The organism is Streptomyces sp. NPDC005070 (genome assembly GCF_053600395.1).
In genome coordinates this window covers 55,673-79,813 of sequence record NZ_JBSFZS010000023.1, presented here as the reverse complement: position 1 = coordinate 79,813, position 24,141 = coordinate 55,673, and the positions used below count along the sequence as shown (strand labels likewise).

The 24,141-nt window shown below is 71.4% G+C and carries 25 protein-coding genes, 1 pseudogene and 1 riboswitch; of the genes and pseudogenes, 11 read left to right on the top strand and 15 right to left on the bottom strand.

Annotation, left to right across the window (positions count from 1 at the left end):
- Positions 1 to 101 precede the first annotated feature (101 nt).
- A complete protein-coding gene (locus ACWEBX_RS11080; RefSeq protein ID WP_451884586.1) occupies positions 102 to 1,061 on the bottom strand; it encodes an expansin EXLX1 family cellulose-binding protein in 960 nt (319 codons plus the stop codon).
- Positions 1,062 to 1,093: 32 nt separating this feature from the next.
- Positions 1,094 to 2,350, bottom strand: a complete 1,257-nt coding sequence (locus tag ACWEBX_RS11075; protein ID WP_451884585.1) for an acyltransferase family protein — start codon at positions 2,348 to 2,350, stop codon at positions 1,094 to 1,096.
- A gap of 372 nt (positions 2,351 to 2,722) precedes the next feature.
- Here ACWEBX_RS11075 and ACWEBX_RS11070 point away from each other — a divergent pair, with 372 nt between their 5' ends.
- On the top strand, positions 2,723 to 2,995 hold the full coding sequence (locus ACWEBX_RS11070; protein WP_451884584.1) for a hypothetical protein: 273 nt from the start codon (positions 2,723 to 2,725) through the stop codon (positions 2,993 to 2,995).
- Positions 2,996 to 3,142: 147 nt separating this feature from the next.
- Here ACWEBX_RS11070 and ACWEBX_RS11065 read toward each other — a convergent pair whose 3' ends face one another.
- A complete protein-coding gene (locus ACWEBX_RS11065) occupies positions 3,143 to 3,934 on the bottom strand; it encodes a cell envelope biogenesis protein OmpA (RefSeq protein WP_451884583.1) in 792 nt (263 codons plus the stop codon).
- A gap of 111 nt (positions 3,935 to 4,045) precedes the next feature.
- Entirely contained in the window at positions 4,046 to 4,168 is a 123-nt protein-coding gene (locus ACWEBX_RS11060; RefSeq protein WP_451884582.1) for a putative leader peptide, read from the bottom strand.
- A riboswitch (SAM riboswitch) is annotated at positions 4,148 to 4,292 on the bottom strand. It overlaps the preceding gene by 21 nt.
- Positions 4,293 to 4,449: 157 nt before the next feature.
- On the opposite strand from ACWEBX_RS11060, the gene ACWEBX_RS11055 reads away from it, so the two are divergent.
- From ACWEBX_RS11055 to ACWEBX_RS11015, 9 genes are all read left to right on the top strand, one after another.
- Positions 4,450 to 4,584: a hypothetical protein gene (locus ACWEBX_RS11055; protein WP_451884581.1), complete on the top strand. Its 135-nt coding sequence runs from the start codon at positions 4,450 to 4,452 to the stop codon at positions 4,582 to 4,584.
- Between the two features lie 349 nt (positions 4,585 to 4,933).
- On the top strand, positions 4,934 to 5,938 hold the full coding sequence (locus ACWEBX_RS11050; protein WP_451884580.1) for an amino acid ABC transporter permease: 1,005 nt from the start codon (positions 4,934 to 4,936) through the stop codon (positions 5,936 to 5,938).
- Positions 5,939 to 6,036: 98 nt separating this feature from the next.
- The gene (locus ACWEBX_RS11045; protein ID WP_451884592.1) at positions 6,037 to 6,801 is read left to right on the top strand and encodes an amino acid ABC transporter ATP-binding protein; all 765 of its coding nucleotides are present in this window, start codon (positions 6,037 to 6,039) and stop codon (positions 6,799 to 6,801) included.
- A gap of 150 nt (positions 6,802 to 6,951) precedes the next feature.
- Complete coding sequence (locus tag ACWEBX_RS11040; protein ID WP_451884579.1) at positions 6,952 to 7,977, top strand: ABC transporter substrate-binding protein; 1,026 nt, start codon at positions 6,952 to 6,954, stop codon at positions 7,975 to 7,977.
- Positions 7,978 to 8,068: 91 nt separating this feature from the next.
- Positions 8,069 to 8,854 (top strand): GNAT family N-acetyltransferase, encoded by a 786-nt coding sequence (locus tag ACWEBX_RS11035; RefSeq protein WP_451884578.1) that lies wholly within the window; start codon positions 8,069 to 8,071, stop codon positions 8,852 to 8,854.
- A gap of 104 nt (positions 8,855 to 8,958) precedes the next feature.
- Positions 8,959 to 9,072 (top strand): putative leader peptide, encoded by a 114-nt coding sequence (locus tag ACWEBX_RS11030; RefSeq protein ID WP_451884577.1) that lies wholly within the window; start codon positions 8,959 to 8,961, stop codon positions 9,070 to 9,072.
- Between the two features lie 72 nt (positions 9,073 to 9,144).
- Entirely contained in the window at positions 9,145 to 10,353 is a 1,209-nt protein-coding gene (locus ACWEBX_RS11025) for an LLM class flavin-dependent oxidoreductase (protein ID WP_451884576.1), read from the top strand.
- A 19-nt stretch (positions 10,354 to 10,372) separates the two neighbouring features.
- Positions 10,373 to 11,749, top strand: a complete 1,377-nt coding sequence (locus ACWEBX_RS11020; protein WP_451884575.1) for an NtaA/DmoA family FMN-dependent monooxygenase — start codon at positions 10,373 to 10,375, stop codon at positions 11,747 to 11,749.
- A gap of 67 nt (positions 11,750 to 11,816) precedes the next feature.
- Complete coding sequence (locus ACWEBX_RS11015; RefSeq protein WP_451884574.1) at positions 11,817 to 12,944, top strand: LLM class flavin-dependent oxidoreductase; 1,128 nt, start codon at positions 11,817 to 11,819, stop codon at positions 12,942 to 12,944.
- Positions 12,945 to 13,196: 252 nt separating this feature from the next.
- On the opposite strand, the gene ACWEBX_RS11010 is transcribed toward ACWEBX_RS11015, so the two are convergent.
- Complete coding sequence (locus ACWEBX_RS11010; protein ID WP_451884573.1) at positions 13,197 to 13,430, bottom strand: hypothetical protein; 234 nt, start codon at positions 13,428 to 13,430, stop codon at positions 13,197 to 13,199.
- A 16-nt stretch (positions 13,431 to 13,446) separates the two neighbouring features.
- Here ACWEBX_RS11010 and ACWEBX_RS11005 point away from each other — a divergent pair, with 16 nt between their 5' ends.
- Positions 13,447 to 13,818, top strand: coding sequence for a hypothetical protein (locus ACWEBX_RS11005; RefSeq protein WP_451884572.1), 372 nt, complete (start codon positions 13,447 to 13,449; stop codon positions 13,816 to 13,818).
- A gap of 16 nt (positions 13,819 to 13,834) precedes the next feature.
- Here ACWEBX_RS11005 and ACWEBX_RS11000 read toward each other — a convergent pair whose 3' ends face one another.
- The 10 genes and pseudogenes from ACWEBX_RS11000 to ACWEBX_RS10955 all read right to left on the bottom strand — a co-directional run bounded on the left by ACWEBX_RS11000 (position 13,835) and on the right by ACWEBX_RS10955 (position 23,602).
- Positions 13,835 to 14,200: a YciI family protein gene (locus tag ACWEBX_RS11000; RefSeq protein WP_451884571.1), complete on the bottom strand. Its 366-nt coding sequence runs from the start codon at positions 14,198 to 14,200 to the stop codon at positions 13,835 to 13,837.
- A 62-nt stretch (positions 14,201 to 14,262) separates the two neighbouring features.
- Positions 14,263 to 14,818, bottom strand: a pseudogene (gene ssuE, locus ACWEBX_RS10995) (NADPH-dependent FMN reductase).
- Positions 14,819 to 14,923: 105 nt separating this feature from the next.
- A complete protein-coding gene (locus ACWEBX_RS10990) occupies positions 14,924 to 15,700 on the bottom strand; it encodes an alpha/beta hydrolase (RefSeq protein ID WP_451884570.1) in 777 nt (258 codons plus the stop codon).
- 1 nt (position 15,701) lies between these two features.
- A complete protein-coding gene (locus tag ACWEBX_RS10985; protein ID WP_451884569.1) occupies positions 15,702 to 16,751 on the bottom strand; it encodes an LLM class flavin-dependent oxidoreductase in 1,050 nt (349 codons plus the stop codon).
- A gap of 125 nt (positions 16,752 to 16,876) precedes the next feature.
- On the bottom strand, positions 16,877 to 18,217 hold the full coding sequence (locus ACWEBX_RS10980; protein WP_451884568.1) for an LLM class flavin-dependent oxidoreductase: 1,341 nt from the start codon (positions 18,215 to 18,217) through the stop codon (positions 16,877 to 16,879).
- 29 nt (positions 18,218 to 18,246) lie between these two features.
- On the bottom strand, positions 18,247 to 19,074 hold the full coding sequence (locus ACWEBX_RS10975) for an ABC transporter ATP-binding protein (protein ID WP_451884567.1): 828 nt from the start codon (positions 19,072 to 19,074) through the stop codon (positions 18,247 to 18,249).
- Complete coding sequence (locus tag ACWEBX_RS10970) at positions 19,071 to 19,940, bottom strand: ABC transporter ATP-binding protein (protein WP_451884591.1); 870 nt, start codon at positions 19,938 to 19,940, stop codon at positions 19,071 to 19,073. The genes ACWEBX_RS10975 and ACWEBX_RS10970 overlap by 4 nt, the downstream gene beginning before the upstream one ends.
- A 134-nt stretch (positions 19,941 to 20,074) precedes the next feature.
- On the bottom strand, positions 20,075 to 20,965 hold the full coding sequence (locus ACWEBX_RS10965) for an ABC transporter permease (RefSeq protein ID WP_451884566.1): 891 nt from the start codon (positions 20,963 to 20,965) through the stop codon (positions 20,075 to 20,077).
- 2 nt (positions 20,966 to 20,967) lie between these two features.
- Entirely contained in the window at positions 20,968 to 21,996 is a 1,029-nt protein-coding gene (locus ACWEBX_RS10960) for an ABC transporter permease (RefSeq protein WP_451884565.1), read from the bottom strand.
- A 31-nt stretch (positions 21,997 to 22,027) separates the two neighbouring features.
- The gene (locus ACWEBX_RS10955; RefSeq protein ID WP_451884564.1) at positions 22,028 to 23,602 is read right to left on the bottom strand and encodes an ABC transporter substrate-binding protein; all 1,575 of its coding nucleotides are present in this window, start codon (positions 23,600 to 23,602) and stop codon (positions 22,028 to 22,030) included.
- Positions 23,603 to 24,141: the final 539 nt, after the last annotated feature.

Genomic DNA, 24,141 nt, shown 5'->3' with positions numbered 1-24,141 from the left:
CGCGCCCCCGGGGGCGCGCCCACCGCGCGACGCACCCTGGGGCGCGCCCGGCGTGCGACGGGGCGCACTCCCCGGAACACAACGGAACGGGATGGGACGGGTCAGTGGCGCGCGAACTGGAGCCGGGTCGTCTGCACGGCGTCGGGCCGCAGCGCGATGCCGTCGACGGTCAGGCGTTCACCGTAGATGTCGGTGATCCGGATCGTGCCTCCGCAGCCGCCGCCGTCCTCGGCGAGAAAGTAGTTGTAGTCGGTGCGAGGAAGCGGCCGCCATGCGCCGCCGGAGCCGAGTTCGACCCGGGCCACCGGATTCCGGTGACCGATCACCTGGAGTGCGCACCAGTAGCGGCTGGACCCGGTCTTGTAGCGGAGGGCGACCGTGCCGGAGTCGCCGGGGCTCAGCAGTTTCCACGTGATCGGGATCCGGCCGGCCACCGGGTTCGCGAGCCGGGCGAACGCCTGGGTGCTGAGGTCGAGCTGGCCGGGGGCGCAGCCCGTCGGGCATTCGTTGGTGATCCGGACCGTGACGCTCGCGCCGCTGGCGGCGCGCACCTGCACGTAGGCCCCGCACGCCTTGGACGTTTCGTAGTCGGTGTGGTTCATCGCCGCGGTCATGACGTCGTCGCTCGGACCGTAGGAGCAGGCGCCGTCGCCGCCCCCGGCGTCGTACATGGTCGCCACACCCCGGTAGCCGACCCCCGGACGGATCCGTCCCGCGAGCGAAGCGGTCGTCGTCGTTGTGCGGGAGGTGTTCGAGGCCGATGGCCGTGCCGAGGCGGTGGGGCGGGCCGTCGCGGTCGGGGAGGCGGCGGGGCTGTGCGACCGGGTCGCCGAGGGGGACGTCGATCCGGCCGAAGACTGCCGGCCGGGAGCCGTGGTCCGGCGGGAGCCGGCGACCGCCGAGCCCGCTCCGTCTCCCGTGGCGGGCTGGTGGCCGGGCCGGAACGCCACGACCAGGCAGACCAGGGCACCGACCGCGACCAGGGCGATCGGGGCCACGGCCCTCAGCGTCGGCCGGCGTCCGCGTCGTCGCGCGGCCTGCCTCGTTTCCCTCATGCGCATCCGTTCGGAGGATCGAGCCGGTGGTGTACCCGTCAGTGGCCGCCGGAAGCGAAAAGGTTGCCGCCCGTTCCCTGTCTGATGCGGCGGATCCGTTTCCGGCCCCGGGCCTGACCCGGCACCTCGACGAAACGATGGGTCAGCGCGCACAACGGCAGCAGCACGGCGAAGAACACCGCTTCGAGTACGGGGCTGTCGCGCCGGTACCGGCCGATCACGCTGTCGCTCACCGCCAGCAGGACCGGATGAACCAGGTACAGCGAGTAGCTGACCGTCCCCAGCCAGGTCAGCGCGCGGGGAATCCTCCGGCGGCGCAGCGCGAGGGCCACGCCGAAGGTGAGCACGGCCAGCAGGAAGGCCGTGATCCAGCCGCGCCGTACGAAGGAAGCGGTGCCGCCGTACGCGTACGCGCTCCCCACGGCGCAGATCACCACCACGGCGGCGGTGCGGGCCGCGCGCGGCCAGGTGCTCTCCCCGCTCTCCGCCCGCTGGACGGCGGTGCCGAGGAACATCACGGCCAGGATCACCAGGCCTTCCCAGAGCGGAACGGTGCCGTTGAAGGAGACCAGTACCAGCGCGAGCACGCCTCCCGCCACGGCCCCCGGCACCCGCAGTCCGGACCTCCCGGAACTCCCGCAGAGGACGGCGAACACCAGCGCCGTGGAGGCGAGCGCGACGAGCGGTCCCGCGCCGACCGCGGAGGTCAGCGCGGACGCCGGTGGCACGAACGCCGCGGTCGCGCTCACGGCGGCCAGCGCTCCCAGGGCCACCGAGACGGTCGCGGAGCGCCGGTGGAGCCGGACCGTGAACAGGGCGACGACCAGCAGGTAGAACGCCAGCTCGTACGACAGTGTCCACAGGACGAGGACGACACTCGGCGTCCCCAGCAGTTCCTGAAGCAGGGTGGTGTGCGCGACGGCGACCGTGAGGGGATTCCGCCCCTCGAAGCGAGTGCCGAGATGTGCGACGCCGACCAGGTTCAGCGCCAGGGCTGAGCCCACCACCATGGCCCACAGCGGGTAGATGCGGTGGGCCCGCCCGATCCAGAAGCTCCTCACGCAGCCCCGCCGCTCGAGCGAGGCGGGAATGACGTAACCGCTCACCAGGAAGAACAGCATGACGCCGTACCGGCCGATGTCGATCTGGGGCATCACCTGCTTCCGGAACTCCGTCATGAAGGAGTACGAGGAATGGTCGACCGCCACGAGCAGCGCGGCGATCCCCCGCAGGGCGTCCAGCCGGCCCAGCCGCGGGGACCCGGCGGATCCGCCGGACGCTGGTGGACGCGACACCGGTGAAGGCCGCCGCGGAAGCGGCCGGAGAACGGGAGGTGCGGGTTTCATGGAGGCGCCTGCCTGGACCGGGTCCTGTGGGTGTCGGCCGCGCCGGACCGGCATTGAAGCGGGCACGGCGAGCGGGGCGGCCCGGTCCGGCGGCTCGCCGGAGTTCTGTTCGCGGGGCCGTGGAATCCACATGGAAGTGCGGACACCCGGCGACGCGGCGCGGGACACGCCCTGATGAGTCGGCTTTTGCCAGGATTGCTTACTTTCGCCTGGATCGCCTGCGCGCGGGTCGACGCCTCACGGCCTGCCGGAGCTCTTCGTCGTCATCCAGCGCTCCGCGCCGGGAATGCGTCGTTTCCGGGGATGGGACAGAGTGATGGCATGGGCCACCTGTGGATGACGTGGTCGCTCGAGGGCGTCGGATCGGCCGGCCAGAACGTCCCCGACGTGGAAGCGGCCTGCCGCTCTCTGGTCGGCTCCGTGGAGCGGTCCCGGCGGGTCTTCGAGACGACCGAGCCGTGGGAGGAACTGCGTGATTCGGCGCTGGTGCTCCAGGACCGGATTCTGGGTCAGGGGCGCGAGGTCCTGGAGCAGGGCCGGCGGTGGAACTCCACGGTGAACGGTGTCAGCATCCTGCTGGTTCCGCGCGAGTGACGGGTCCGGGCGGGTGACCGGTCCGCGCGAGTGTCGGGTCCCGGCGAGTGACCGGTCCGGACGCCGGGCCGGTGGCCGCGGAACGGCGAATGCCGTTCGCGCGAGGAACCACCCACCTGCCCGGCACACACGCTTCCGCCGGAAGCGTCAGACCTCCGCCCCGAGCGGCACCACGTCGTGCGCCTGCCGGAACGCCGAGTGATCACCGAGACGGCGTACGTAGTCCAGGAGCCGGGGGCGCGAGCCGAGGGCGCGGGACCGGCCGAGACCGATGAGCGCCGTCCACACGTCCACGTCCGCCGCCGTGAGGAAGTCGCCCAACACGTAGGCGCGTCCTACGAGTTGGCAGTCCAACAGGTCCAAGGCCCCCGCGAGCCTCGAAGGCGCGGCGGACGGGGTGACATCGCGGTCCAGCAGATCGCGGAGGGCTTCGATGTCGGCGGCCAGGGACGGAGGACGGAGCGTGGAGGGGCACGTCGTGGTGTGACCGGAGAGCAGCCCGGCGAGATCGCGGAGGATGGCGGGCGGGTGGTTGCTGACGATGCGTCCGCTCCACCGGTCGCACAGGGCGGGCGCCGTGAGCGGCCCGTCGAAGTGATGCTCGGTGGCCTCGTAGGCGCGGCGCAGTGAGGCGAAGGCGTCGGGTGTCCGCGCGGGGTCCGCCAGGAGTGTGGTGGCGACCGAGTCCCGCAGTCCGAGCAGTCCGAGCGTGATGGCGATACGCAGCGAGAACGGACAACTCCGCGACAGATACAGCTCGTAGCGGTGCGGAGCGGGGTAGAAGCCGCCGGCGAGACCGACGCCGATGCGGCTGTCGACGCGGTGGGGGAGCGCGGACGGGGTCGACGTCGGCTTGAGCCGAAGGGCAGAGGGGAGCGAAAACTGGTCACAGGGGCGTGAGTTGGCAGTGCTGGACGTGCGCGAAGCTGTCTCGGGCATGACTCTCCCTGGGGGAAGGCGGAAGCCACCGCCGCTTTGTGGGCACCGGCGGCCGGATGCGGATTGACTGCGCTCGTCGCGCCGGTCCGGATCGAACGGACCGGCCGCGGATCAGTAAGCGCTGGAGACGCGCAGGAGGTCGATGTGCAGACGCCTCGTCAAACCGCTCTTGGGCAATTCCCACCGGTCCTGGCTCAGGGCTCGCGAGACGCGAGACCACGCTTGCCCCGCCACGCCGGCGGGACCCGGTCGTCACCCGGGGCACCCCGTCGCGGTGGAAGGGTTGCCTGTCAGCGGGCCGGGGCCGATGACCACTGGAGCGGGGTGTACCCGTACCGTGGCGCTGACAATCGTGACCGTCCATGCCAGTCTCGATGCGCCCCGTTGCGCCGTCAAGAAGGCCGTACGCACGGTCTCACCTGGTGGTCACCCGCATTGACATTGTTTTCCGGACAGGCCTAACCTGCGGCGCACCACAGGATGCCTTTTCGGCCGGAGAAGAAATGGTGACGGCGATGCACGGAGCTGACGGGACGGCCGCATGGCGGCGCCTCGGCCGCAATGTGCTCTGCGCCGACCGCTCCGTGGACCTGCTGCGCGTCAACAGCGCCCTGTGTACGGGCATCTGTCGCTCCCTCAGCCAAGGCTGACAGTCTCTCCGATTCCTCGCCCACCACGAACGCGCGGCTCCTCCGGGGCATCGGCGTTCACGTCGTCGGCGATCACGAACTGAGGGCTCGTCCGCATCCCTCGCGATCACGAACCGACGGTTCCTCCGAGCCATCGGCGATCACGAGCCGAGGGTGACGCCAGGTCTTTGACGACCACGCGCCGACCGGCTCCACCGAGCCCTCGGCGACCACCGCTGTCGCGAAACGCCCTTTCCCCGTCCGGCCCTCGTCCCGCAGGGGCCCGCGCATCGCCGTGTACCGAGCCGTCCCGCTCGGCGGTGCGCCGCCGCCCCGTGGTCCGGGGTGTCCGAATCCGCTGGAGTTCTCCATGAGCCAACCTCCCGGCGCCGCTGTGTCCTTCGGATCAGCACCGCCCGCCGAGGCGATCCCTCGCAACGATGTCCCCGTCGCGTCCGAACGACCGGCGGCCCAGCGGGTCCTTCCGCTCCGGCGACCCGGACGCTGGATCGTCACGGCCGTCGTGCTCGTGCTCGTCGCCCAGATCGCCCACGGACTGGTGACCAACCCCTTCTACCAGTGGGATCGCTTCCGGTACTGGTTCCTGCGCCCGACCATTCTCGACGGCCTGCTCATCACCCTCGAAGTCGCCTTCTACAGTGCGCTCCTGGGGCTGCTCGGCGGCATCCTGCTGGCCCTGGCCAGACTCTCCCGGAGCCCGGTGCTGCGCGCGGTGAGCTGGGTCTACACCTGGCTGTTCCGGTCGGTGCCGCTGATCGTGGTTCTGCTCTTCCTCTACAACTTCAGCGCGCTGTACCAGACGTTGAGCGTCGGAGTGCCGTTCGGGCCGGCCTTCTTCACCTTCGACGAGTCCCGCCTGGCGACGGACATGGCCGTCGCCGTCGTCGGACTGAGCCTGAACGAGGCGGCCTACGCCTCCGAAGTGGTGCGTGGCGGCATCCTCTCCGTCGACCAGGGCCAGCACGAGGCGGCTTCCGCCCTCGGTCTGCCGAAGCGCTACCAGTTCGCGAAGATCGTCTTCCCGCAGGCGCTGCGCTCCATCACCCCCAACTACGTGAACCAGTTGATCGGTCTGATCAAGGGCACCTCGCTGGTCTTCTACGTGTCCCTGCTGGACCTCTTCGGTTCCGTGCAGAGCATGGGCAGCACCTACCCCGGCGACATCGTGCCGCTGCTCCTCGTCGCCACCGCCTGGTACCTGATCCTCACCAGCGTCGTGTCCGTCATCCAGTTCTACGTTGAGCGGCACTACTCACGGGGCGCCCTGCGCACCCTGCCGCCGACTCCGTTGCAGAAGGCGCGGAACGGTCTGCGCGACGTGCGGGCCCGGTTCCGGAGGGAGACGGCGATATGAGCGGCGAGACGCATCTGACGACCGTGAGGACACGGACGGCTCCGGCCGTTGAGGTGGCGGACGCGGCTCCGGCCGCCGAGATCGCCGACGCGCTGCGGGTGGAGCCCGCCGCCGTCGAGGTGCACGACGTGCACAAGTGGTACGGGGCTCAACGGGTTCTGGACGGCGTGGAGTTGACCGTGCGACCTGGCGAGGTGACGGTCGTCCTCGGTCCGTCCGGCTCCGGCAAGTCCACGCTCCTCCGGGTGATCAACCACCTGGAGAAGCCCGAGATCGGTCACGTCAGCCTGAACGGCGAGCTCATCGGCGTACGCAGGCACGGCGACCGGCTGAGAGAGCTGAGCGAGCGGGCCATCCTCGCCCAGCGCAGCCGGATCGGGTTCGTGTTCCAGAACTTCAACCTGTTCCCGCACCTGACCGTGCTCGACAACGTGGCCGCGGCTCCGGTGGCGACCGGCAGGCTGTCCAAGGCCGCGGCACAGGAGCTCGCACGCGATCTGCTCGCCCGGGTGGGCCTGGCCGGCAAGGCCGCCGCCTACCCCCGGCAGTTGTCCGGCGGCCAGCAGCAGCGCGTGGCCATCGCCCGCGCCCTCGCCCTGCGCCCCGGAGTCATCCTCTTCGACGAACCCACCTCCGCGCTCGACCCCGAACTCGTCGGCGAAGTCCTCGCCGTCATCAAGGATCTGGCCCACAGCGGCACCACCCTCGTCATCGTCACGCACGAGATCGGCTTCGCCCGAGAGATCGCCGACCGTGTGGTCTTCATGGACGGCGGACGCATCGTCGAACAGGGCCCGCCCGAGCAGGTGCTGGACCATCCGCGAGAAGCGCGCACCAGAGAGTTCCTGAGCAAGGTGCTCTGACCGCTTCGCATCCGACGCGCAGCGGGACACCGCTCGACGAGGTGTTCCCTGCCCCCGCCGCCCCGACCCACGTCGGGGCGGACCCCCGATTCGGCGGCCCGCCGGGACCGTTCCCCCACATCTCTCATCGCACACTCGACAAGGACAGCCATGCGCACCCTCAGCCTGAACCGCACAGCCCTCCGCGGCGTCGCCGCCATCGCCGCCGTCGCCTCTCTCGCCGTCTCCCTCGCCGCCTGCGGCGGAGACAGCGACGCCGCCACTCGGACGGGTACCGACGCGGCCGGAACCGTGACCGTGGGCGCGCTCTCCAACGGGGCCGCGAAGGAGACCACATTGAAGGTCTCCGAGGTGAAGTCCATCAGCGCCGAGCTGCCCAAGTCCGTCGCGGAGAGAGGCACGTTGGTGGTGGGCATCGGCGCACTGCCCGCCGGGTCGCCGCCGCTGAACTTCGTCGGACAGGACCAGAAGACGCTCACCGGCAGCGAACCCGACCTGGGCAAGCTGGTCGCCGCGGTCCTCGGACTGAAGCCGGTGGTGAAGAACTCGACCTGGGAGAACCTGTTCGTCGGGGTCGACAGCGGCAAGGTCGACGTCGCCTTCTCCAACGTCACCGATACCGAGGAGCGCAAGAAGAAGTACGAGTTCGCCTCGTACCGCCAGGACAACCTCGCCTTCGAGGTGCCGAAGAAGAGCACGTGGAACTTCGACGGCGACTACCGGAACCTCGCCGGCAAGACCGTCGCGGTGGGTGCCGGCACCAACCAGGAGAAGATCCTCCTGGAGTGGAAGGACAAGCTGGCCAAGTCGGGCGAGAAGCTCACCGTCAAGTACTACCAGGACAACAACGCCACGGCCCTGGCGCTGAACAGCGGGAGGATCGACGCCTCCTTCGGCCCCAACCCGGCCGTCGCCTACCACGTCACCCAGAACGCCAAGTCCCCCCACCCGACCCGCAACGCCGGCCAGTTCTCCGGCGCGGGCGCGACGATCCAGGGGCTGATCGCGGCCACCGCGAAGAAGGACAGCGGTCTCGCCAAGCCGGTCGCCGACGCCATCAACCACCTGATCAAGAACGGCCAGTACGCCAAGTGGCTGGCCGCCTGGAACCTCTCGAACGAGGCGGTGGAGACCTCCCAGGTCAACCCGCCCGGCCTGCCGCTCGACAACTCCTGAACCACCGCCCGCGCCAAGGGACTCCGCCGCGCCGCGGCGGAGTTCCGGGGCGTGTCCGGCCGCGTTCCAGATACGGAGAATCCGCACCGCCATGGCCACCAGCGTCCACCCCGCACCCGCCCCTTCCCCGCGTCCGACCGCACCGCACGTCCTCGACAACGCGGCGTGGGCCGCGTTGACCGGTCCGCACGCCCACCTCGCCGAGCGCGTCGGCCGGGCCGCCCGCTATCCCGCGGACGTGTCCCCGTTCACCGCCCTCGCGGACCCCGCCGACCCGCGTTCGTGGGACGACCTGGCCGAACTGGTCGGTCCGGGGACCCTCACCCCGGTCACCGCGGTCCAGTCCGTGCCCGACGGCTGGACGATCGAACACAGCGGCGACGGGGTCCAGTTGACCGCCACCACGCTGCACTCCGAGCCCGCCCCCGAAGCGGTACGACTCGGCCCCGCCGACGTGCCCGAGATCCTCGACCTGATCGCCTTCACCCGGCCCGGTCCCTTCCTGCCCCGTACCGTGGAGCTCGGGGCCTACCTGGGCCTCCGGGAAGGCGGCCGACTGATCGCTCTGGCCGGTGAGCGCCTGCGCCCGCCGGGGTGGACCGAGATCAGCGCCGTGTACACCCATCCCGACCACCGGGGCGAAGGCCTGGCCACCCGCCTCGTGCGCGCGGTCGCGGCGGGGATCAGGGAGCGGGGAGACACCCCCTTCCTCCACGCCGCCGCCGACAACACGAACGCGATCCGGCTCTACGAGTCGATCGGCTTCACCCTGCGCCGCCGCACACGGTTCGTGCTCGTCCGCACCCCCGGCGGACAGCGGACCGTGCCCGCGGGGCAGGAAGAGGCCGGGCCGCCGGAAGAAACGGCGCACCGGTGAAGTTGGGCTTGTCGAGGGCCGTGCGGCACCCCGACGGGGACCCGCAGGGGCCGGGCGGACGAGGGACCCGGGAGTACCGGGCCGATGGGGCGGAGGTGAGACACATGCGTCATGTGTCCCGCCGTGCGCCGCGACCGCTCGCGCCCCCGCCCCTGCACCTGTACGGCCGGCCGCACATCGATCTGCTGCGGGTCGCCGGCGCGCTCTGTCGCCCCTGACCTGTTCCCACGCAGCCCCGCCCCGCTCGCCGGGGCGCGATTCCTCGTACGGCCGATCAGGAAGGCACCCCCGTGTCCTCGTCACCCTCACCTCTGCACCTTGCCGTCGCCCTCGACGGCGCCGGATGGCACCCGGCGGCCTGGCGCGAACCCGTCGCCCGGCCCGGTGAACTGCTCACCGCCGCCTACTGGGCCGATCTGGTCACCGAGGCCGAGCACGGTCTGCTCGACTTCGTGACCATCGAGGACGCCCTCGGCCTCCAGTCCTCCTCGCCCACGGAACCCGACGGCCGCACCGACCAGGTCCGCGGCCGCCTGGACGCCGTCCTCATCGCGGCGCGGATCGCGCCGCTGACCCGTCACATCGGCGTGGTGCCGACCGTCGTCGCCACCCACACGGAGCCGTTCCACATCTCCAAGGCGATCGCCACCCTCGACTATGTGAGCACCGGCCGTGCCGGTGTGCGCGTCCAGGTCTCGGCCCGCCAGAACGAGGCCGCGCACTTCGGACGCCGTACGATCCCGCCGTTCCGCATCGAGGACTACGGCACGCCCGCCGGGCAGGAACTCGTGACCGACCTCTTCGACGAGGCGGCCGACTACGTCGAGGCCGTCCGCAGGCTCTGGGACAGCTGGGAGGACGACGCGGAGATACGCGATGTCGCCACCGGGCGCTTCATCGACCGCGACAAGCTCCACTACATCGACTTCGAGGGCCGCCGCTTCAGCGTCAAGGGCCCCTCGATCACGCCCCGGCCGCCCCAGGGGCAGCCGATCGTCAGCGCCCTGGCCCATGCCACTGTCCCGTACCGACTGGTGGCCAGGGCCGCCGACGTCGGCTACGTCACCCCGCACGACGCCGGCCAGGCGCGTGCCGTCGTCGAGGAGATCCGCACGGAACAGAGCGCGGCGGGCCGCGGGGACGAGACCGTGCACGTCTTCGGCGACCTCGTGGTCTTCCTCGACGACGACCCCGGTGCCGCCGAGGCCCGCCGTGAGCGATTGGACGCCCTCGCGGGCCACCCATACACGAGCGACGCCCGGATCTTCACCGGAACGCCCACCGAACTCGCCGATCTGCTTCAGGAGTTGGGCGAGGCGGGACTGTCCGGATTCCGGCTGAGGCCCGCCGTCGCCGGACACGACCTCCCCGCGATCACCCGGGCACTGGTACCCGAACTCCAGCGCCGGGGCGTGTTCCGGCGGGCCTACGAGGCCGACACCCTGCGCGGACTGCTCGGGCTCGCCCGCCCCGCGAACCGCTACGCCACCACCGCCTGAGCCGGAAGGACCCCCGACCATGAGCAAGCCGCTCAAGCAGATCCACCTCGCGGCGCACTTCCCCGGCGTCAACAACACCACCGTGTGGAGCGACCCCGAGGCCGGCAGCCACATCGAGTTCAGCTCCTTCGCGCACTTCGCCCGCACCGCCGAGCGCGCCAAGTTCGACTTCCTGTTCCTCGCCGAAGGCCTCCGGCTGCGTGAACAGGGCGGACAGGTCTACGACTTGGACGTCGTCGGCCGGCCCGACACCTTCACCGTGCTCGCCGCGCTGGCCGCCGTCACCGAACACCTCGGACTGACCGGCACCATCAACTCCACCTTCAACGAGCCCTACGAGGTGGCCCGCCAGTTCGCGAGCCTCGACCACCTCTCCGGCGGGCGCGCCGCCTGGAACGTCGTCACCTCCTGGGACGCCTTCACCGGAGAGAACTTCCGCCGCGGCGGCTTCCTGCCGCAGGAGGAGCGCTACTCGCGGGCCAAGGAGTTCCTGGCCACGGCCAACGAACTCTTCGACTCCTGGCACGGGGACGAGATCGTCGCCGACCGGGCGGGCGGCACCTTCCTGAACGACGCCAAGGCCGGAGCCTTCGTCCACCACGGACAGCACTTCGACATCGAGGGGCAGTTCAACGTCCCGCGCTCCCCGCAGGGCCGCCCGGTGATCTTCCAGGCGGGTGACTCCGAGGAGGGCCGCGAGTTCGCCGCGTCGAGCGCCGACGCCATCTTCAGCCGCTACTCCACCTTCAAGGAGGGCCAGGCCTTCTACACGGACGTCAAGGGGCGGCTCGCCCGGTACGGCCGCCGCTCCGACCAGTTGCTGATCCTGCCCGCCGCGACCTTCGTGCTCGGGGACACCGACGCCGAGGCCGAGGAGCACGCCCGCGAGGTGCGGCGCCTCCAGGTCAGCGGCGCGACCGCCATCAAGCACCTGGAGTTCGTCTGGAACCGCGACCTGTCCGCCTACGACCCCGACGGCCCGCTTCCCGACATCGACCCGGACCTCGGCGAACACACCGTCGCTCGGGGCCGCGCCCAGGTCCGGATGTACCGCGACCCGCTGGCCACCGCCCGGGAGTGGCGCGAGCGGGCCGCCGCCAACAAGTGGTCCATCCGCGACCTCGTCATCGAGACCGGCAGCAGGCAGGCCTTCGTCGGCAGCCCGGCCACGGTCGCCCGGACCATCAACGACTTCGTCCAGGCCGACGCCTCCGACGGCTTCATCCTCGTCCCGCACATCACCCCGGGCGGCCTCGACGCCTTCGCCGACCAGGTCGTCCCGCTCCTCCAGGAACGCGGCGTCCACCGCACCGAGTACGAGGGCACCACCCTGCGCGACCACCTCGGCCTCGCCCACCCCGACGCCGAGGCGTACGCCGGCCGGGCGGCGTCGTGAAGGCCCAGGCGCCGCCCGTTCCCGACCCGATCCGCATATCCGCCGAGCGCTGAGGAGGCCTCCGCCCATGTCCGAAATCCCTCTCGGCGTTCTCGACCTGATCCCGATCTCCTCGGGTTCCACGGCCACGGACGCGCTGCGCAACTCCATCGACCTGGCCCAGCGGGCCGAGAGCCTCGGGTACACCCGCTACTGGTTCGCCGAACACCATCTCAACCCGGGTGTGGCCGGAACCTCGCCCGTGGTCGTCCTCGCCCTGACGGCCGCCGCGACCTCGACCATCCGGCTCGGCGCGGGAGCCGTGCAACTCGGCCACCGCACCGCCCTGTCCACGGTCGAGGAGTTCGGTCTGATCGACGCGCTGCACCCCGGGCGCTTCGACCTGGGCCTCGGACGCTCCGGGGGACGGCCGCCCGGCAAGTCCGCCGCGCCGCCGGCGACCGCGACCCCCGTGGTCGACGGCCACGCCCCGAACGGGCTCCGCATACCACCCCGCTTCTCCTTCGAACACCTTCTCGGCTCACCACGGGTCGCCCTGCAACGCACCCTCCTCCAGCAGCCCAACGCCGAGTCGCAGGACTACGGCGACCAGATCGACGACATCCTCGCGCTGCTCGCGGGCACCTACCGCTCCGCGGACGGGGTCGAGGCTCATGCCGTCCCGGGCGAGGGCGCGGATCTGGAACTCTGGATACTCGGCAGCAGCGGCGGACAGAGCGCCGACGTCGCGGGCCGCAACGGTCTGCGGTTCGGGGCGAACTACCACGTCAGTCCGGCGACCGTGCTGGAGGCGGTGGAAGGCTACCGGGCGGCGTTCCAGCCCTCCGACGTCCTCGACAAGCCGTACGTCACCGTGTCCGCGGACGTCGTGGTCGCCGAGGACGACGAGAAGGCCCGCGAACTCGCCACGGGATACGGCCTGTGGGTCCGCAGCATCCGTACGGCCGAGGGAGCGATCCAGTTCCCCACCCCGGACGAGGCGCGCTCCCACATCTGGTCGGACGCCGACCGGGCCCTCGTCCAGGACCGCCTCGACACCCAGTTCGTCGGCTCCCCGAAACGGGTCGCCGGCCAGTTGGCGCAGCTCCAAGAGGCGACCGGCGCCGACGAGTTGCTCATCACCACGATCACCCACGAGCACGCGGACCGGGTGCGGTCGTACGAGCTGCTGGCCGAGGAGTGGCGCACGACGTGAGCCGGCACGGGCCTCCGGGGAACGCTGGGTCGGGACGGGCGAGCCGTGAACGGCCGCCCGTCCCGCCGCACCCACCAGGGCGGCACGGACACCGCGCCCGGGCGTTACGACTGCATCACGAACTCCGTTTTCGCTGGTCAGAGGGCTTATATTCGCAGACTCCTGGATCTTGGACCCGCTGCCCGAGCGGCTGGGTCCGGCACGTGAGCGAGCGGAACGACAGCGAATGGCACACAGCGGGATGACCCGGCGTCATGGGTGGGCGATGGTGGCGCTGCTGTGCGTGGTCGTGCCGTCGGCGGCGGCCTGTACGACGGCGGCCGGGAAGCCGGCGGCGAGGACGACGGCCGAGGCCGCAACGAAGACGACCGCGTCCACGCCGTCCTGTGCGGGCGGGGCCGTCCGGTGGACCTCGGTGCACCGGGAGCCGCGACTCACCGAAGTCTCACCGGTCGTGAACGTCCGCGAGAGCGACGGCTGGGTCACGTTTCACCCCGGCCTCGTGCGCAACATAGTGCCCCAGGTCAGCACGAGCGACGACCGTGTGTCGGAGCGCCAGGTCCTCGCCGCGCTCGCCGAGCGCCTCAAGTGGTGGGACGTCGAGGAACTGGCCGCTCCGGGGGAGGAGTCCGCCGATCGTCGGCGCTCTCCCGTCAAGACCGACTCCCTCGGGCACGCGGGGCGTTTCGTCGAAGCCGAGGGAGTCCAGACGGTCGACGCGAGCTTCACCGTGACTTGCCCCGGCCATGACGTCTACGGCAGCGTGAGCACCTGGTTCGGCGGTGCGAGCGCGTCCCTGGCCTGCGGCGTGAAACCCCATGTCAAGGAGTCCTGGATCCAGGAGGCCTACCGGCTGACATGCGGTCCGCGCTGAAGGCCGGACGGACTGATCAGGCGTCTCCCATGCCGAACACGTCGTGGATCGGCCGCACTTCGACCGCCACCACGTGGAAGTCGAGCACGCGCTCGGCGATGGCGCGCGCCCGCTCGGGGGTCGAGCACTCGATCACGTAGTAGGCGGTGAGGTGTTCGGCGGCCTCGACGAACGGCCCGTCGGCCGTAGCCGGTCCCGCCGTGCTCCAGCGCAGCGTCGTGGTGTCCCGCGGATAGGCCAGACCCGCTCCGTTCAGCAGCTCCCCCGAGCCCTCCAGATCCTTGTGGAGGGCTTCGTGCCGGCGGAACACCTCGGCCCGCTGCTCCGCCGTCATCGCTTCGGTCGCCGCCGGATCGGCGTACATCAGCACCATGTATTTCATGGCTCCACCCTGGCACCCGGGACTGACATCCACGATGCGCCGGGTGATGCCGGCGGGCCGGTTCAGCCGGTCGACGCGAGTGCGGTCGTACGGCCCCCCAACGCGGCCGAGAAGTGGTCCGTCACCTGTGCCAGTGCCTGGGCCGCGACGGGTGCGATCACGGCTGTGCCGTCCTCGCCGACGGTGATGTCCTTGTCGAGAGTGAACCAGCCGGGCACGATGTGCGACGCGCCCATGGAAGTGAGCACCGGACGCAGCGCGTAGTCGATGGCCAGCACATGGGCCGTACTACCGCCCGTGGCGAGCGGCAGCACGGTCTTGCCGGCCAGCGCGTACTGCGGGAGCAGCCAGGAGCGACTTGAGCAGGCCGGAGTAGGCCGCCTTGTACACGGGCGTGCCGATCACCACCCCGTCCGCCCTCTCGAACAGGGCGGCGGCCTCGACGATCGCGGGGTGCTGGAAGTCGGCCCCGAGCAGGGCGTGGGCGGGCAGCGCTCGTACCTCCAGCGGAATCACCTCATGGCCGTGGAGGCGGAGCCGGCCGTCCAGGTGACGTAGGAGCCGTGTGGTGCGGGAGGTGGGCGAGGGGCTTCCGGAGACGGACACAATCGTGGCCATGGGAGACCTTCCGGGTCGGGATTCGGCTGTGTGAAGCGGGCGTGCGGCGAACGGCGGTGCGGGGGCGGTGCGGGCGTTCACTCGCCGCGCCCGCACCGCGAGCCCTCACCAGGCGCTCGACCGCACGCTGATCAGCGGCCGCAGGTCACCCCGCAGTGCTTCCAGGAAGCTGACGACCTCGGCCGCCACCGAACGGTGCTGGAGGTCGTTGAGAACGTCGTGGTGAGCCCCGTGCACGACCGAGAGACGGGCCAGGGGGAGCGACTTGGCGAGGCGGGCGAGCGCCTCGTCGTCGGCGAGCGGGTCCGAGTCGCCGGCGAGCAGCAGGGTGGGCAGGGGCGCCTCGCTGTCGTAGGCCGCGCCGACCAGGGAGTCCGGCAGCGCCTCGTCGAGCGACCCGCGCCGTACCTCGGGGTCCTGGGTGAGGCGGCCCCGATGGGTGGGGCACGAGGTGCGGACGTCGAGCTCGGCGTCCCACGTCCCGCCGGCGGCGCCGGTCTTCGCGGACGGGCCGGGAAGACCGGCGAGGACCAGAGCGTTCGGCCACCAGGCGGCCGGAGCCTGCGCCCCGCCGAGGAGCGCGGCGAGCGCGACGGCCCCCGAGTCCGCGCCGACGAGGACGACCGGCCGTACGACACCGTCCTGCGAGGCGGTGTCCTCGACCGCCTCGGCGAGCCGGGTCTCCAGCTCGGTCAGGGTGGCGGCCGGGTTCTCGGCGTCGAGGGCCGGCGGGTCGATCACCCTGACGCGGTAGGCGTCGGCGGCGAGCCGCGCGCCGAGGCGCGCGTAGGTCGCCCGGGTCTCGCCGCGGCCGGGAACGACGAGGATCGTGCCGCGGACGAGGAGTCCTTCGGGCCCGTAGTGGTCGGTGTACCGGGTCATCTCAGGCTCCTGCGGATACGGGTGCGACGGATGCGGGCTCGGCCGTGCGCGCGGGCTTCCAGCCCAGCGCGGGTGCCACCTCGGTCGCGATGAGTTCGAGGGCACGGACGGCGGCGTCGTGGTCGGGGACGGCGGGGTTGAACTGTGCGATCAGGTCGGTCGCCACGGGCAGGACCTTCTCCCGGCCCAGGGCTTCGACGACGTCGTCGGGATGGCCGTGGAACGAGTGGAAGCGGCGCAGCGCCTCGTCCCTGTCGAGGCCCTTGGGGAACGCGCCGCTCTCCGCCATGCGCAGCGCCGCCCGGTGCACGTCGTCGCCGATCGCGCGGAGCGCCGTGCGCCGGTCCTTGGCCGGGAAGACGAAGCGGGACAGGCCGATGCGCGGGCGGTGCGGCTGGTCCCAGGCGGCGAGGAAGGCGTCGGCCCAGGGCCGCTGCACCTCGTCGGTGGGGGAGTCGAATCCGTAGGCCGCCCGGTTGAGCAGCAGGTTCGAGCCGCGGCGCGCCGCGTACGCGGCCCCCTGCGCGCTGAACACGCCCTGCCAGACGCGGCGGCCGAAGTCGCCGGGGCGGGGCTGGATGCGGAAGCCGGGTGTGCCCACCTCGTCGTGGGCCAGGGCCCGCCGCAGGACGTCGAGGTTCTCGCTGGTCAGTTCGCGTTTGCGGTCGGCGTCCTTGCCGAACGCGGAGTACTCCTGGCCGCTCGATCCGCTGCCCACGCCGATCTCGACGCGGCCGCCGCTGAGGGCGTCGACGGTGGCGATGTCCTCGGCGAGGCGCACCGGGTCCTCCAGCGGGAGGACGGTGACGGCGGTGCCCAGCCGGATCCGGGTGGTCCGCGCGGCCGCGTGGGCGAGGAAGGTCCAGGGAGAGGACAGTCCGCCGCCGCCGAGGGCGACGTGGTGCTGGGCCACCCAGCCGACGTCGAAGCCGAGCTCGTCCGCCACGGCGAACAGGTCCTGCGCGTTGCGGTAGGTACGGGCGATGTCCTGATCGCGTCCCTGGACGTGGGTGAGGAAGCCGAGCCTGAAGCGTGGTCGCTCGCTCGCCATGGGATGTCGGCCTTTCGGTGGCGGGTCGTGTCGGGGCGCCGTGCCGGGCGGTTCTCGGGTGAGGCGGCCGCCGGGCGTGGCCGGTGGAGGCCGGTCCTGCTCCACCGGCCGGTCGCGGCGGGATGTCAGTCGTTCGCGAGCTGCGGCTCGCGGGTGTGGCGGTTGGCCGGGACGGGCAGCCCGAGGTTGCCGCGCAGGGTGTCGGCCGCGTACTCGGTACGGAACAGTCCGCGCTTCTGGAGGACCGGGACGACGCCGTCGACGAAGAGGTTCAGTTCGTCCTCGGTGCGGAAGGCGAGGTTGATGCCGTCGAAGGTGCCGGCGTCGAACCACTTCTCGATGGTGTCGGCGACGGTCTCCGGAGCCCCGACGAACGGCGAGCCCCGGAACTGATTCACGGACTCGGCGACCTGGCGCAGCGTCAGGTTCTCGGTCCGGGCCCGCTCGATGAGGGCCGACGCGCCCGTGCGGCCGCCCTTCTCCGCGAGGTGCGCGACGTCGGGGAACGGCGCGTCGAGGTCGTGCGCGCCGAAGTCGTACGCGCCGAAGGAGCGGCCGAGCAGGGCGAGATTGCGGTCGAAGTCGTTGTCCTCCTCGAAGATCTCCCGTTCGCGGCGCCGGGCCGCCTCGTCGGTGGTGGCGACGACCGGGCTCCCGTGGATGAAGATCTTGATGTGGTCGGGGTCGCGGCCGTAGGAGGCGGTGCGCCGCTTGATGTCGGCGTAGTACTCCTGGGCCTGCTGGAGCGTGCCGCCCGGCGCGTAGATGCCCTCGGCGACCTGCGCGGCCAGGTCGCGGCCCTCCTCGGAGACACCGGCCTGGAAGATGACCGGCTGGCCCTGCGCGGAGCGGGAGAGGTTGAGCGGTCCCGCCACCTTGAAGTGCTCGCCCTCGTGGTCGAGCGCGTGCAGCTTGGCCGGGTCGAGGAAGACGCCCCGGGCCGCGTCCGCCGGGAAGGCGTCGTCCTCGTAGGAGTCCCACAGGCCGCGGGCGACCCGGACGAACTCCAGGGCGCGGCCGTAGCGGGTGGTGTAGTCGAGGTGTTCGTCGAGCCCGAAGTTCCGGGACGTACCGGTGTCGAAGCTGGTGACGACGTTCCAGCCGGCCCGGCCACCGCTGATGTGGTCGAGGGAGGCGAACCGGCGGGCCAGGTTGAACGGCGAGTTGTACGTCGAACTCGCCGTGCCCACCAGGCCGATGTGCCGGGTGTGGGTGGCCACCGCGGACAACAGGGTCAGCGGTTCCAGGCGGTTGAGGTAGTGCGCCGGATAGGTGGCGTTGATGAACTGGCTGTCGACGATGAAGAGCGCGTCGAAGAGGGCGTGTTCGGCCGCCTTCGCCAGCCGGATGTAGTAGTCGATGTCGATGCTGGCGTTCTTCGCCACGCGCGGGTCCTTCCACAGACCGTGCTGGCCGGGACCGCCGACGCCGTAGGGGTGCAGGGCGAGATGGATGGTGCGGGGCATGGCGTGTTCTTCCTGTCTCTTCGAAGGGGTCAGACGTTCAGCAGGGCCCGCAGGGTGGCGCGTTCGGCGCGGTCGGCCGGGGCCGAGTGCAGCGTGGGCGCGGAGCGGACCAGCAGGCGTGTGTAGGGGTGCCGGGGGCGGCCGATGACCTCGCGGGCGGCCCCGGTCTCGACCAGCTCGCCCTGGTACAGCACGGCGATCCGGTCGGCGACGCCGGCGACGGAACCGAGGTCGTGGGAGATGAAGACGAGGGCCACTCCGTCGTCGCGTAGTTCCTGGAGGATGCGCAGGATCTGGACGCGGTTGGCGGAGTCCAGGGCGCTGACCGGCTCGTCGAGGATGACCAGGCGGGGTTCGGTGACCAACGCCCTTGCCACGGCGACGCGTTGGCGCTGGCCGCCGGAGAGCCGGCCGGGCAGCCGGTCGAGGAGGTCCTCGGACAGGTGGACGCGGGGGAGGAACGCGCGGACCCGGCGTGCCGCCTCCTCGCGGGACACACCGCGCACGAGCAGCGGTTCGGCCAGGGAGGCTTCGACGGTGAGGTCCGGGTCGAGGCTGCGCAGCGGGTCCTGGAAGACGTACTGGACGACACCGCGACGGCGCAGCGCCCGCCACCGGCGCCCCCCGTACGCCGTGACGTCCTCACCGTCGAGGACGACGGACCCCGCGGAGGCGCGTACCAGGCCGAGCACGGCCCGTGCCAGGGTGGTCTTGCCCGATCCCGTCTCGCCGATGATCCCGAGGGTCTCGCCCGGTGAGACGGTGAGCGAGACCCCGCGCAGCGCGTGCCGGCGGCGCCGGCGCGGTCCGTAGCGCACTTCGAGGCCGGTGACCTCCAGGACGGGCTCGGTACTCATGCGTCCTCCCCGGGCGCGAGGAACTTCTCCAGGCCGTACTGCTGGTGTTCGGCGATCAGCAGCCGGGTGTACGCGTGGCGTGGACGGTGGAGGACGTCCTCGGTCGGGCCCTGCTCGACCACCTCGCCGTGGCGCATGACGAGGACCTCGTCGCAGAGCTGGGCGACGACGGCCAGATCGTGGGAGACCACGACGAGCGCCAGCCCGGTCCGCTCGCGCAGATCGGCGAGCAGGTCGAGGATCTCGGCCTGGACGGTGACGTCGAGCGCGGTGGTGGCCTCGTCGGCGATGAGGATCCGCGGTCCCACGGCGATCGCCACGGCGATGAGGACCCGTTGGAGCATCCCGCCGGACAGCTCGTGGGGGTACTGGGCGACGACGAGCTCCGGGTCGCGCAGGTGCACCGACCGCAGCAGGTCGACCGCCCGCCGGCGCGCGGCGCGCCGCTTCAGCCCCTTCTTGACCCGGAGGACCTCGGCGATCTGGGCCCCCACCTTGATCGAGGGATTGAGATAGGACGCCGGATCCTGGAAGACCGCGCTGATCGTCGTGCCTCGCAGGTCGGTCCACCGCGCGGGGGACAGGCCGGCGATGTCGGCGCCGTCGATCTCCACCGAGCCGCCGGTGATCGCGAAGGGTGCGGGCAGGATTCCCAGCGCGGCACGGCAGGTGAGGGTCTTTCCGCTGCCGGACTCGCCGACGATGCCGACGGCCCGGCCGGGCGTGAGCGTGAAACTCACGCCGTGGACGATGTCCTGGCCGGCGGCCGGGTCGCCGATGCGCACATCGCGTACGGCCAGGACCGGGGTCGGCGAACGCGCCGGCTCTTCGGGACCGTGCCCGGCGGCCTGTGCGGGACCGGGCAGGGCGGCCTCTGTGCTCTCCGCGGTCGCTACGGCCTCGGCGGTCTCTACGGCCTCCGTGGCCTCCGCTGTCTCCACCGCCTCTGTGGCCTCCGCGGTCTCCCCGGTTTCGGTGAGGAGCTTCTCGGACAGGGCGGTCATCGCGCACCTCCAGCGGGAGCGTGTTCGGCCTCGGTGCGCCGGCCGGCGCGTGTGTCACGGCTGCCGGCCGGCGTGTGGCCGGCCTCGCCGGAGACGTCACGCACGGCGTCGGCGAGGAGGTTGCAGGCCCAGACCGTGACCATGATCAGCAGGGCGGGTGCGAGCGGGGCCCACGGCTGTTGGGTCAGATAACCCAGATCCGAGGCGAGCAGGCCGCCCCAGGTGGGCGCGGGAGGCTGGACCCCGATCCCGAGGAAGGTCAGGCTCGACACGATGACGAATCCGACGCCGACCGTCTGGGCGAGCGCGACCGCGATCGGCGGAAGCACCTTGGCCCAGAGGTGACGGCGAACGATCCAGCCGGTCGAGGCGCCCGCGATGACCGCCGCCTCCACGTACGGCGAGCGGGCGACGGACAGGGTGGCGGCGCGGGCCACGCGGTAGAACAACGGGGACACCAGCGCGCCCGTGACCAGCATCGCCTGGGTGAGACCGTTGCCGAGCAGGGCGACGACGGCGACGGCGAACAGCAGGAACGGCAGGGCGACCAGCGTGTCGGCGAGCCGGAGGGTGACCCATTCGAAGGCCCGGCCGAGGTGGACCGACAGGATGCCGGGGAGGGCGCCGATGGCCAGGGCCGTGAACGCGACCTCCAGCGAGCCGAGGACGCTGACACGGGAGCCGTCGAGGAGCCGGCTCAGCACGTCACGGCCGAGGTAGTCGGTCCCCAGCCAGTGGGCGCCGGACGCGTCGGCGAGCGGGTGGTCACCGGTGGCCAGCGGGCTGTGCGGGGCGAGCAGCGGCCCGAACACGGCGAGCACGGCGATCGCCGCGAGGACGGCCAGGGCGATGCGGCCCGAGGTGAGGGCGAGAACGCGGCGCACCATGGTCACACCCCCCGCCGCGAGGCCGGCGTGACGCGGGCCAGCACCAGGTTGACGAGCAGGTTGAAGGCGACGACCAGGACGATCGACACCACGAGGACGCCCTGTACGGCCGGCACGTCCCCGGCCTGTGCCGAGTCGTTGGCGAAGCGTCCGAAACCCTGGAGTCCGAAGATCCACTCCGTCACGACGGAGGCGCCGACCAGAGCGGGGAACTTCAGGCCGAGGGTGGCGAGCGCGGGCCCGATCCCGTTGCGCAGCACATGGCCGAAGAAGATCCGGCGCGGACCGAGCCCGCGGACCACCGCGCCCGTCACGTAGTTCTCGCCGTACGCCCCGACGAGCCCTCCGCGCAGTTGGCGGGCGACGTCGGCGACGACGTCGAAGCTCAGCGCGACGGCGGGCAGCGTGATGTGGGCGAGCCACGGTCCGAACCCCTGCTCCGCCGGGATGTATCCGGCGGACGGGAACAGATGCAGCCCCACCGAGAAGACCGCGACCAGCACGATGCCGACGACGAAGGCCGGCATCACCGAGATCACCGTCACGAAGCCGGTGATCGCACGGTCGATCCAGGTGGTGCGGCGCAGGGCCGCGAGGGTGCCGAGACCGAACCCCGCGACGACTCCGATGAGCAGCGCGAAGGTCGCCACCGACAGGCTCACGCCCAGGCCGAGGCCGATGAGGGTGGAGATGTCGGCGCCGTTGGTCCAGCTCGTACCGAGCCGGCCGTGCAGGACGTCGCCGAACCAGTCCCCGTACTGGACGAGGAAGGGCCGGTCGAGGCCCCACTGCGCCTCGACGCGCGCGACCGCCTCGGGAGTGGCCTCCTCGCCCAGTTGGATGCGTGCCGGGCTGAGCCCGCTCAGCGACCGCAGCGCGAACGTCACGAACGTCGCGACCAGGAAGACGGGCACGAAGATCGCGACCGACCGGGCGAGGGTGGCCAGGACGCGGCCCAGGGTGTGCCGGGTTCTGGCTGCGGCGGCCGGGAGACGGACGTCGGGCGGGGCCGTTGCCACCGTCGTCGTCATGGGTTGCCCCTTCTCTGTCGTGGGCGGGGTGTCAGTTGCCGCCGGCGATGGTCACGCCGGTCCAGTCGATGTGGGCGGGGTTCTTCGGCAGCCCGGAGACGGACTTGCTCTTGGCGATGAGATTGGGCGAGGAGTACGTGAAGACCAGCGCCTTGCTCTCGAGGCCGGCCCGGGTCGCCGCCTGGAGGACCTTCGCGTAGTCGGGCGAGTCCAGCGGGGTCCGGCGGACCTTGGCGATGGCGGCCTCGAAGCCGGACGGCTCGTACGGCGAGCTGAGGTTGAGCGGGCCGTTCGGGCCGAAGTGCGCGGTGAGGGTCTGCGCCGCGGAGTCACGGCCGGTGGTGCCGTACAGCGAGAACGTCAGGTCCTTGGCGAAGAACGGCGTGGCCCAGTTCTTGTCGATCTTGATCGTGACGGTGATGCCGACCTTCGCCAACTGCGCCTGCACGATCTCGGCCTGCGGGTCCTCGGCCGGGATGACCAGGCTGAGCTTGAGGGCGCCGGCCTTGTAACCGGCCTCGCTCAGCAGCTTCTTGGCCTTCGCGGGGTCGTAGGCGTACGCGTTCTCCGACTCGGGGTCGTAGGCGACGTATCCCTTGGGGAACGGCTGGTTGGTCACCGTGCCGTAGCCGAAGGTCAGCTTGTCGACGAACTCCTGACGGTTGATCGCGTAGCGGACCGCGTCGACGGCCTTGTCGTTGTCGAAGGGTGCCTTGTTGGTGTTGAGGCTGAGGTTGGAGGCGTTGAAGCCGGGCTGCACGAAGACGTCGAGTCCGGCCTTCTTGGCCGCCTCGGCCTGACTCGGGGCTATGTCGGCGAAGTTGTAGACGCCGGTCTGGAGTCCGGAGACGACGGTGGAGGCGTCGGGGGCGGAGCTGAGCTCGACGCTGTCGATGTGGATGTTCTTGGCGTCCCAGTAGTCCGGATTCTTCTTCAGGACGGCCTTGGTGCCCGGGACGAGCTGGGTGACGATGAACGGGCCGGCGCCGACGGGCTTCTGGTCCAGCTTGTCGGGTGAGGCGGCCGCCTTGGGGCTGGCGATCTGCAGGACGCGCTCGCCCAGCAGTTGGGGGATCTGGTAGTCGACCTGGCTGAGGTGGATCACGGCGTCGAGGCCCTTGGCGTCCACCGAAGTGATCGAGGTCAGGTCGCCGAACAGGGCGGAGTTCTTCTGCTTCTTGGCCCGCTCGATCGCGGCCTTCACAGCGGCGGCGTCGACCGGCGCGCCGTCGCTGAACTTCAGGTTCGGCCGCAGATGGAAGGTGATCACATCACCCTTGGCGTTGTACTCCCAGCTCTTGGCCAGGTCCGGGACGGCCTTCCCCTTCTCGTCCGTCCGCGTCAACGATGAATAGACCAGGGCGAGTTCACGGAACTGGGCGCCGCTGCCGCTGACGACCGGGTCCCAGTGGGCGGGGAAGTAGGAGGAGGTCCACTTCAGCGCGGCGGAGCCGGCGGACGAGGAGGCCTCGCCGCCGCAGGCGCCGAGCGCGGGGACGAGCACGGTGGCGAGGGCGGTGCCGAGGGCGGCGGTGCGCAGCCGGCCGGGTCGCGGGGCGGAGCGGAAGGCCGTGGCGGGGGTGCGGGGCGTGAGACGTCCGGGCATCGGAGTTCTTTCTGCGAAGGCTCCCGCCCACGCCGGGGCGGCGCAGCGCGGAGCGAGGGCGGCTCACCCCGCGGACGGACGCCACGCATGCCGGAGAGGCGCATGCCGGTGTGCGCTTCGGTGCGCACGGGGGCATGCCGCGTTCAGGGCAGGAGGCGTCGGCGGATCGCGAGGAGGGCCGGGGAGGCCGGGGGAGCGGAAACGACGAAACGCTGGGAGGACGGCGCGCGATGACGGGGGCCGGACGGCGAGTCGGCTCGGGGCCGGTGCTGGTGCCGGAGTCGGCGGGACGGCGTCAGGCGCCCAAGGGCCGCGGTCGGCGGGCGGTCAGCGACAGAGAGCGCTGCAGGTGCGCCGCAGGTCCACGTAGCGGCACTCCACGGCGGGGTGCGTCGTAAGCATGGTGCACATCCTGCGGCCGGTTCTCGTCGGCTGTCAATGGACACCAATTGGTGTCTCATTGGGCGGGACGGGTTCTGATCACTGATCAGGAGGCCGCAGGGGTGGGCGGATGTGCCCCACGCCGGTCGCCATGGCCC

What these genes read in the sequence shown, in the direction of transcription:
- ACWEBX_RS11080 (WP_451884586.1), bottom strand. Translation starts at nt 1,061, where the DNA reads ATGCGCATGAGGGAAACGAGGCAGGCCGCGCGACGACGCGGACGCCGG.
- ACWEBX_RS11070 (WP_451884584.1), top strand. Translation starts at nt 2,723, where the DNA reads ATGGGCCACCTGTGGATGACGTGGTCGCTCGAGGGCGTCGGATCGGCC.
- ACWEBX_RS11065 (WP_451884583.1), bottom strand. Translation starts at nt 3,934, where the DNA reads ATGCCCGAGACAGCTTCGCGCACGTCCAGCACTGCCAACTCACGCCCC.
- ACWEBX_RS11055 (WP_451884581.1), top strand. Translation starts at nt 4,450, where the DNA reads ATGCACGGAGCTGACGGGACGGCCGCATGGCGGCGCCTCGGCCGCAAT.
- ACWEBX_RS11050 (WP_451884580.1), top strand. Translation starts at nt 4,934, where the DNA reads ATGAGCCAACCTCCCGGCGCCGCTGTGTCCTTCGGATCAGCACCGCCC.
- ACWEBX_RS11040 (WP_451884579.1), top strand. Translation starts at nt 6,952, where the DNA reads ATGCGCACCCTCAGCCTGAACCGCACAGCCCTCCGCGGCGTCGCCGCC.
- ACWEBX_RS11035 (WP_451884578.1), top strand. Translation starts at nt 8,069, where the DNA reads ATGGCCACCAGCGTCCACCCCGCACCCGCCCCTTCCCCGCGTCCGACC.
- ACWEBX_RS11030 (WP_451884577.1), top strand. Translation starts at nt 8,959, where the DNA reads ATGCGTCATGTGTCCCGCCGTGCGCCGCGACCGCTCGCGCCCCCGCCC.
- ACWEBX_RS11020 (WP_451884575.1), top strand. Translation starts at nt 10,373, where the DNA reads ATGAGCAAGCCGCTCAAGCAGATCCACCTCGCGGCGCACTTCCCCGGC.
- ACWEBX_RS11015 (WP_451884574.1), top strand. Translation starts at nt 11,817, where the DNA reads ATGTCCGAAATCCCTCTCGGCGTTCTCGACCTGATCCCGATCTCCTCG.
- ACWEBX_RS11000 (WP_451884571.1), bottom strand. Translation starts at nt 14,200, where the DNA reads ATGAAATACATGGTGCTGATGTACGCCGATCCGGCGGCGACCGAAGCG.
- ACWEBX_RS10990 (WP_451884570.1), bottom strand. Translation starts at nt 15,700, where the DNA reads ATGACCCGGTACACCGACCACTACGGGCCCGAAGGACTCCTCGTCCGC.
- ACWEBX_RS10985 (WP_451884569.1), bottom strand. Translation starts at nt 16,751, where the DNA reads ATGGCGAGCGAGCGACCACGCTTCAGGCTCGGCTTCCTCACCCACGTC.
- ACWEBX_RS10980 (WP_451884568.1), bottom strand. Translation starts at nt 18,217, where the DNA reads ATGCCCCGCACCATCCATCTCGCCCTGCACCCCTACGGCGTCGGCGGT.
- ACWEBX_RS10975 (WP_451884567.1), bottom strand. Translation starts at nt 19,074, where the DNA reads ATGAGTACCGAGCCCGTCCTGGAGGTCACCGGCCTCGAAGTGCGCTAC.
- ACWEBX_RS10965 (WP_451884566.1), bottom strand. Translation starts at nt 20,965, where the DNA reads ATGGTGCGCCGCGTTCTCGCCCTCACCTCGGGCCGCATCGCCCTGGCC.
- ACWEBX_RS10960 (WP_451884565.1), bottom strand. Translation starts at nt 21,996, where the DNA reads ATGACGACGACGGTGGCAACGGCCCCGCCCGACGTCCGTCTCCCGGCC.
- ACWEBX_RS10955 (WP_451884564.1), bottom strand. Translation starts at nt 23,602, where the DNA reads ATGCCCGGACGTCTCACGCCCCGCACCCCCGCCACGGCCTTCCGCTCC.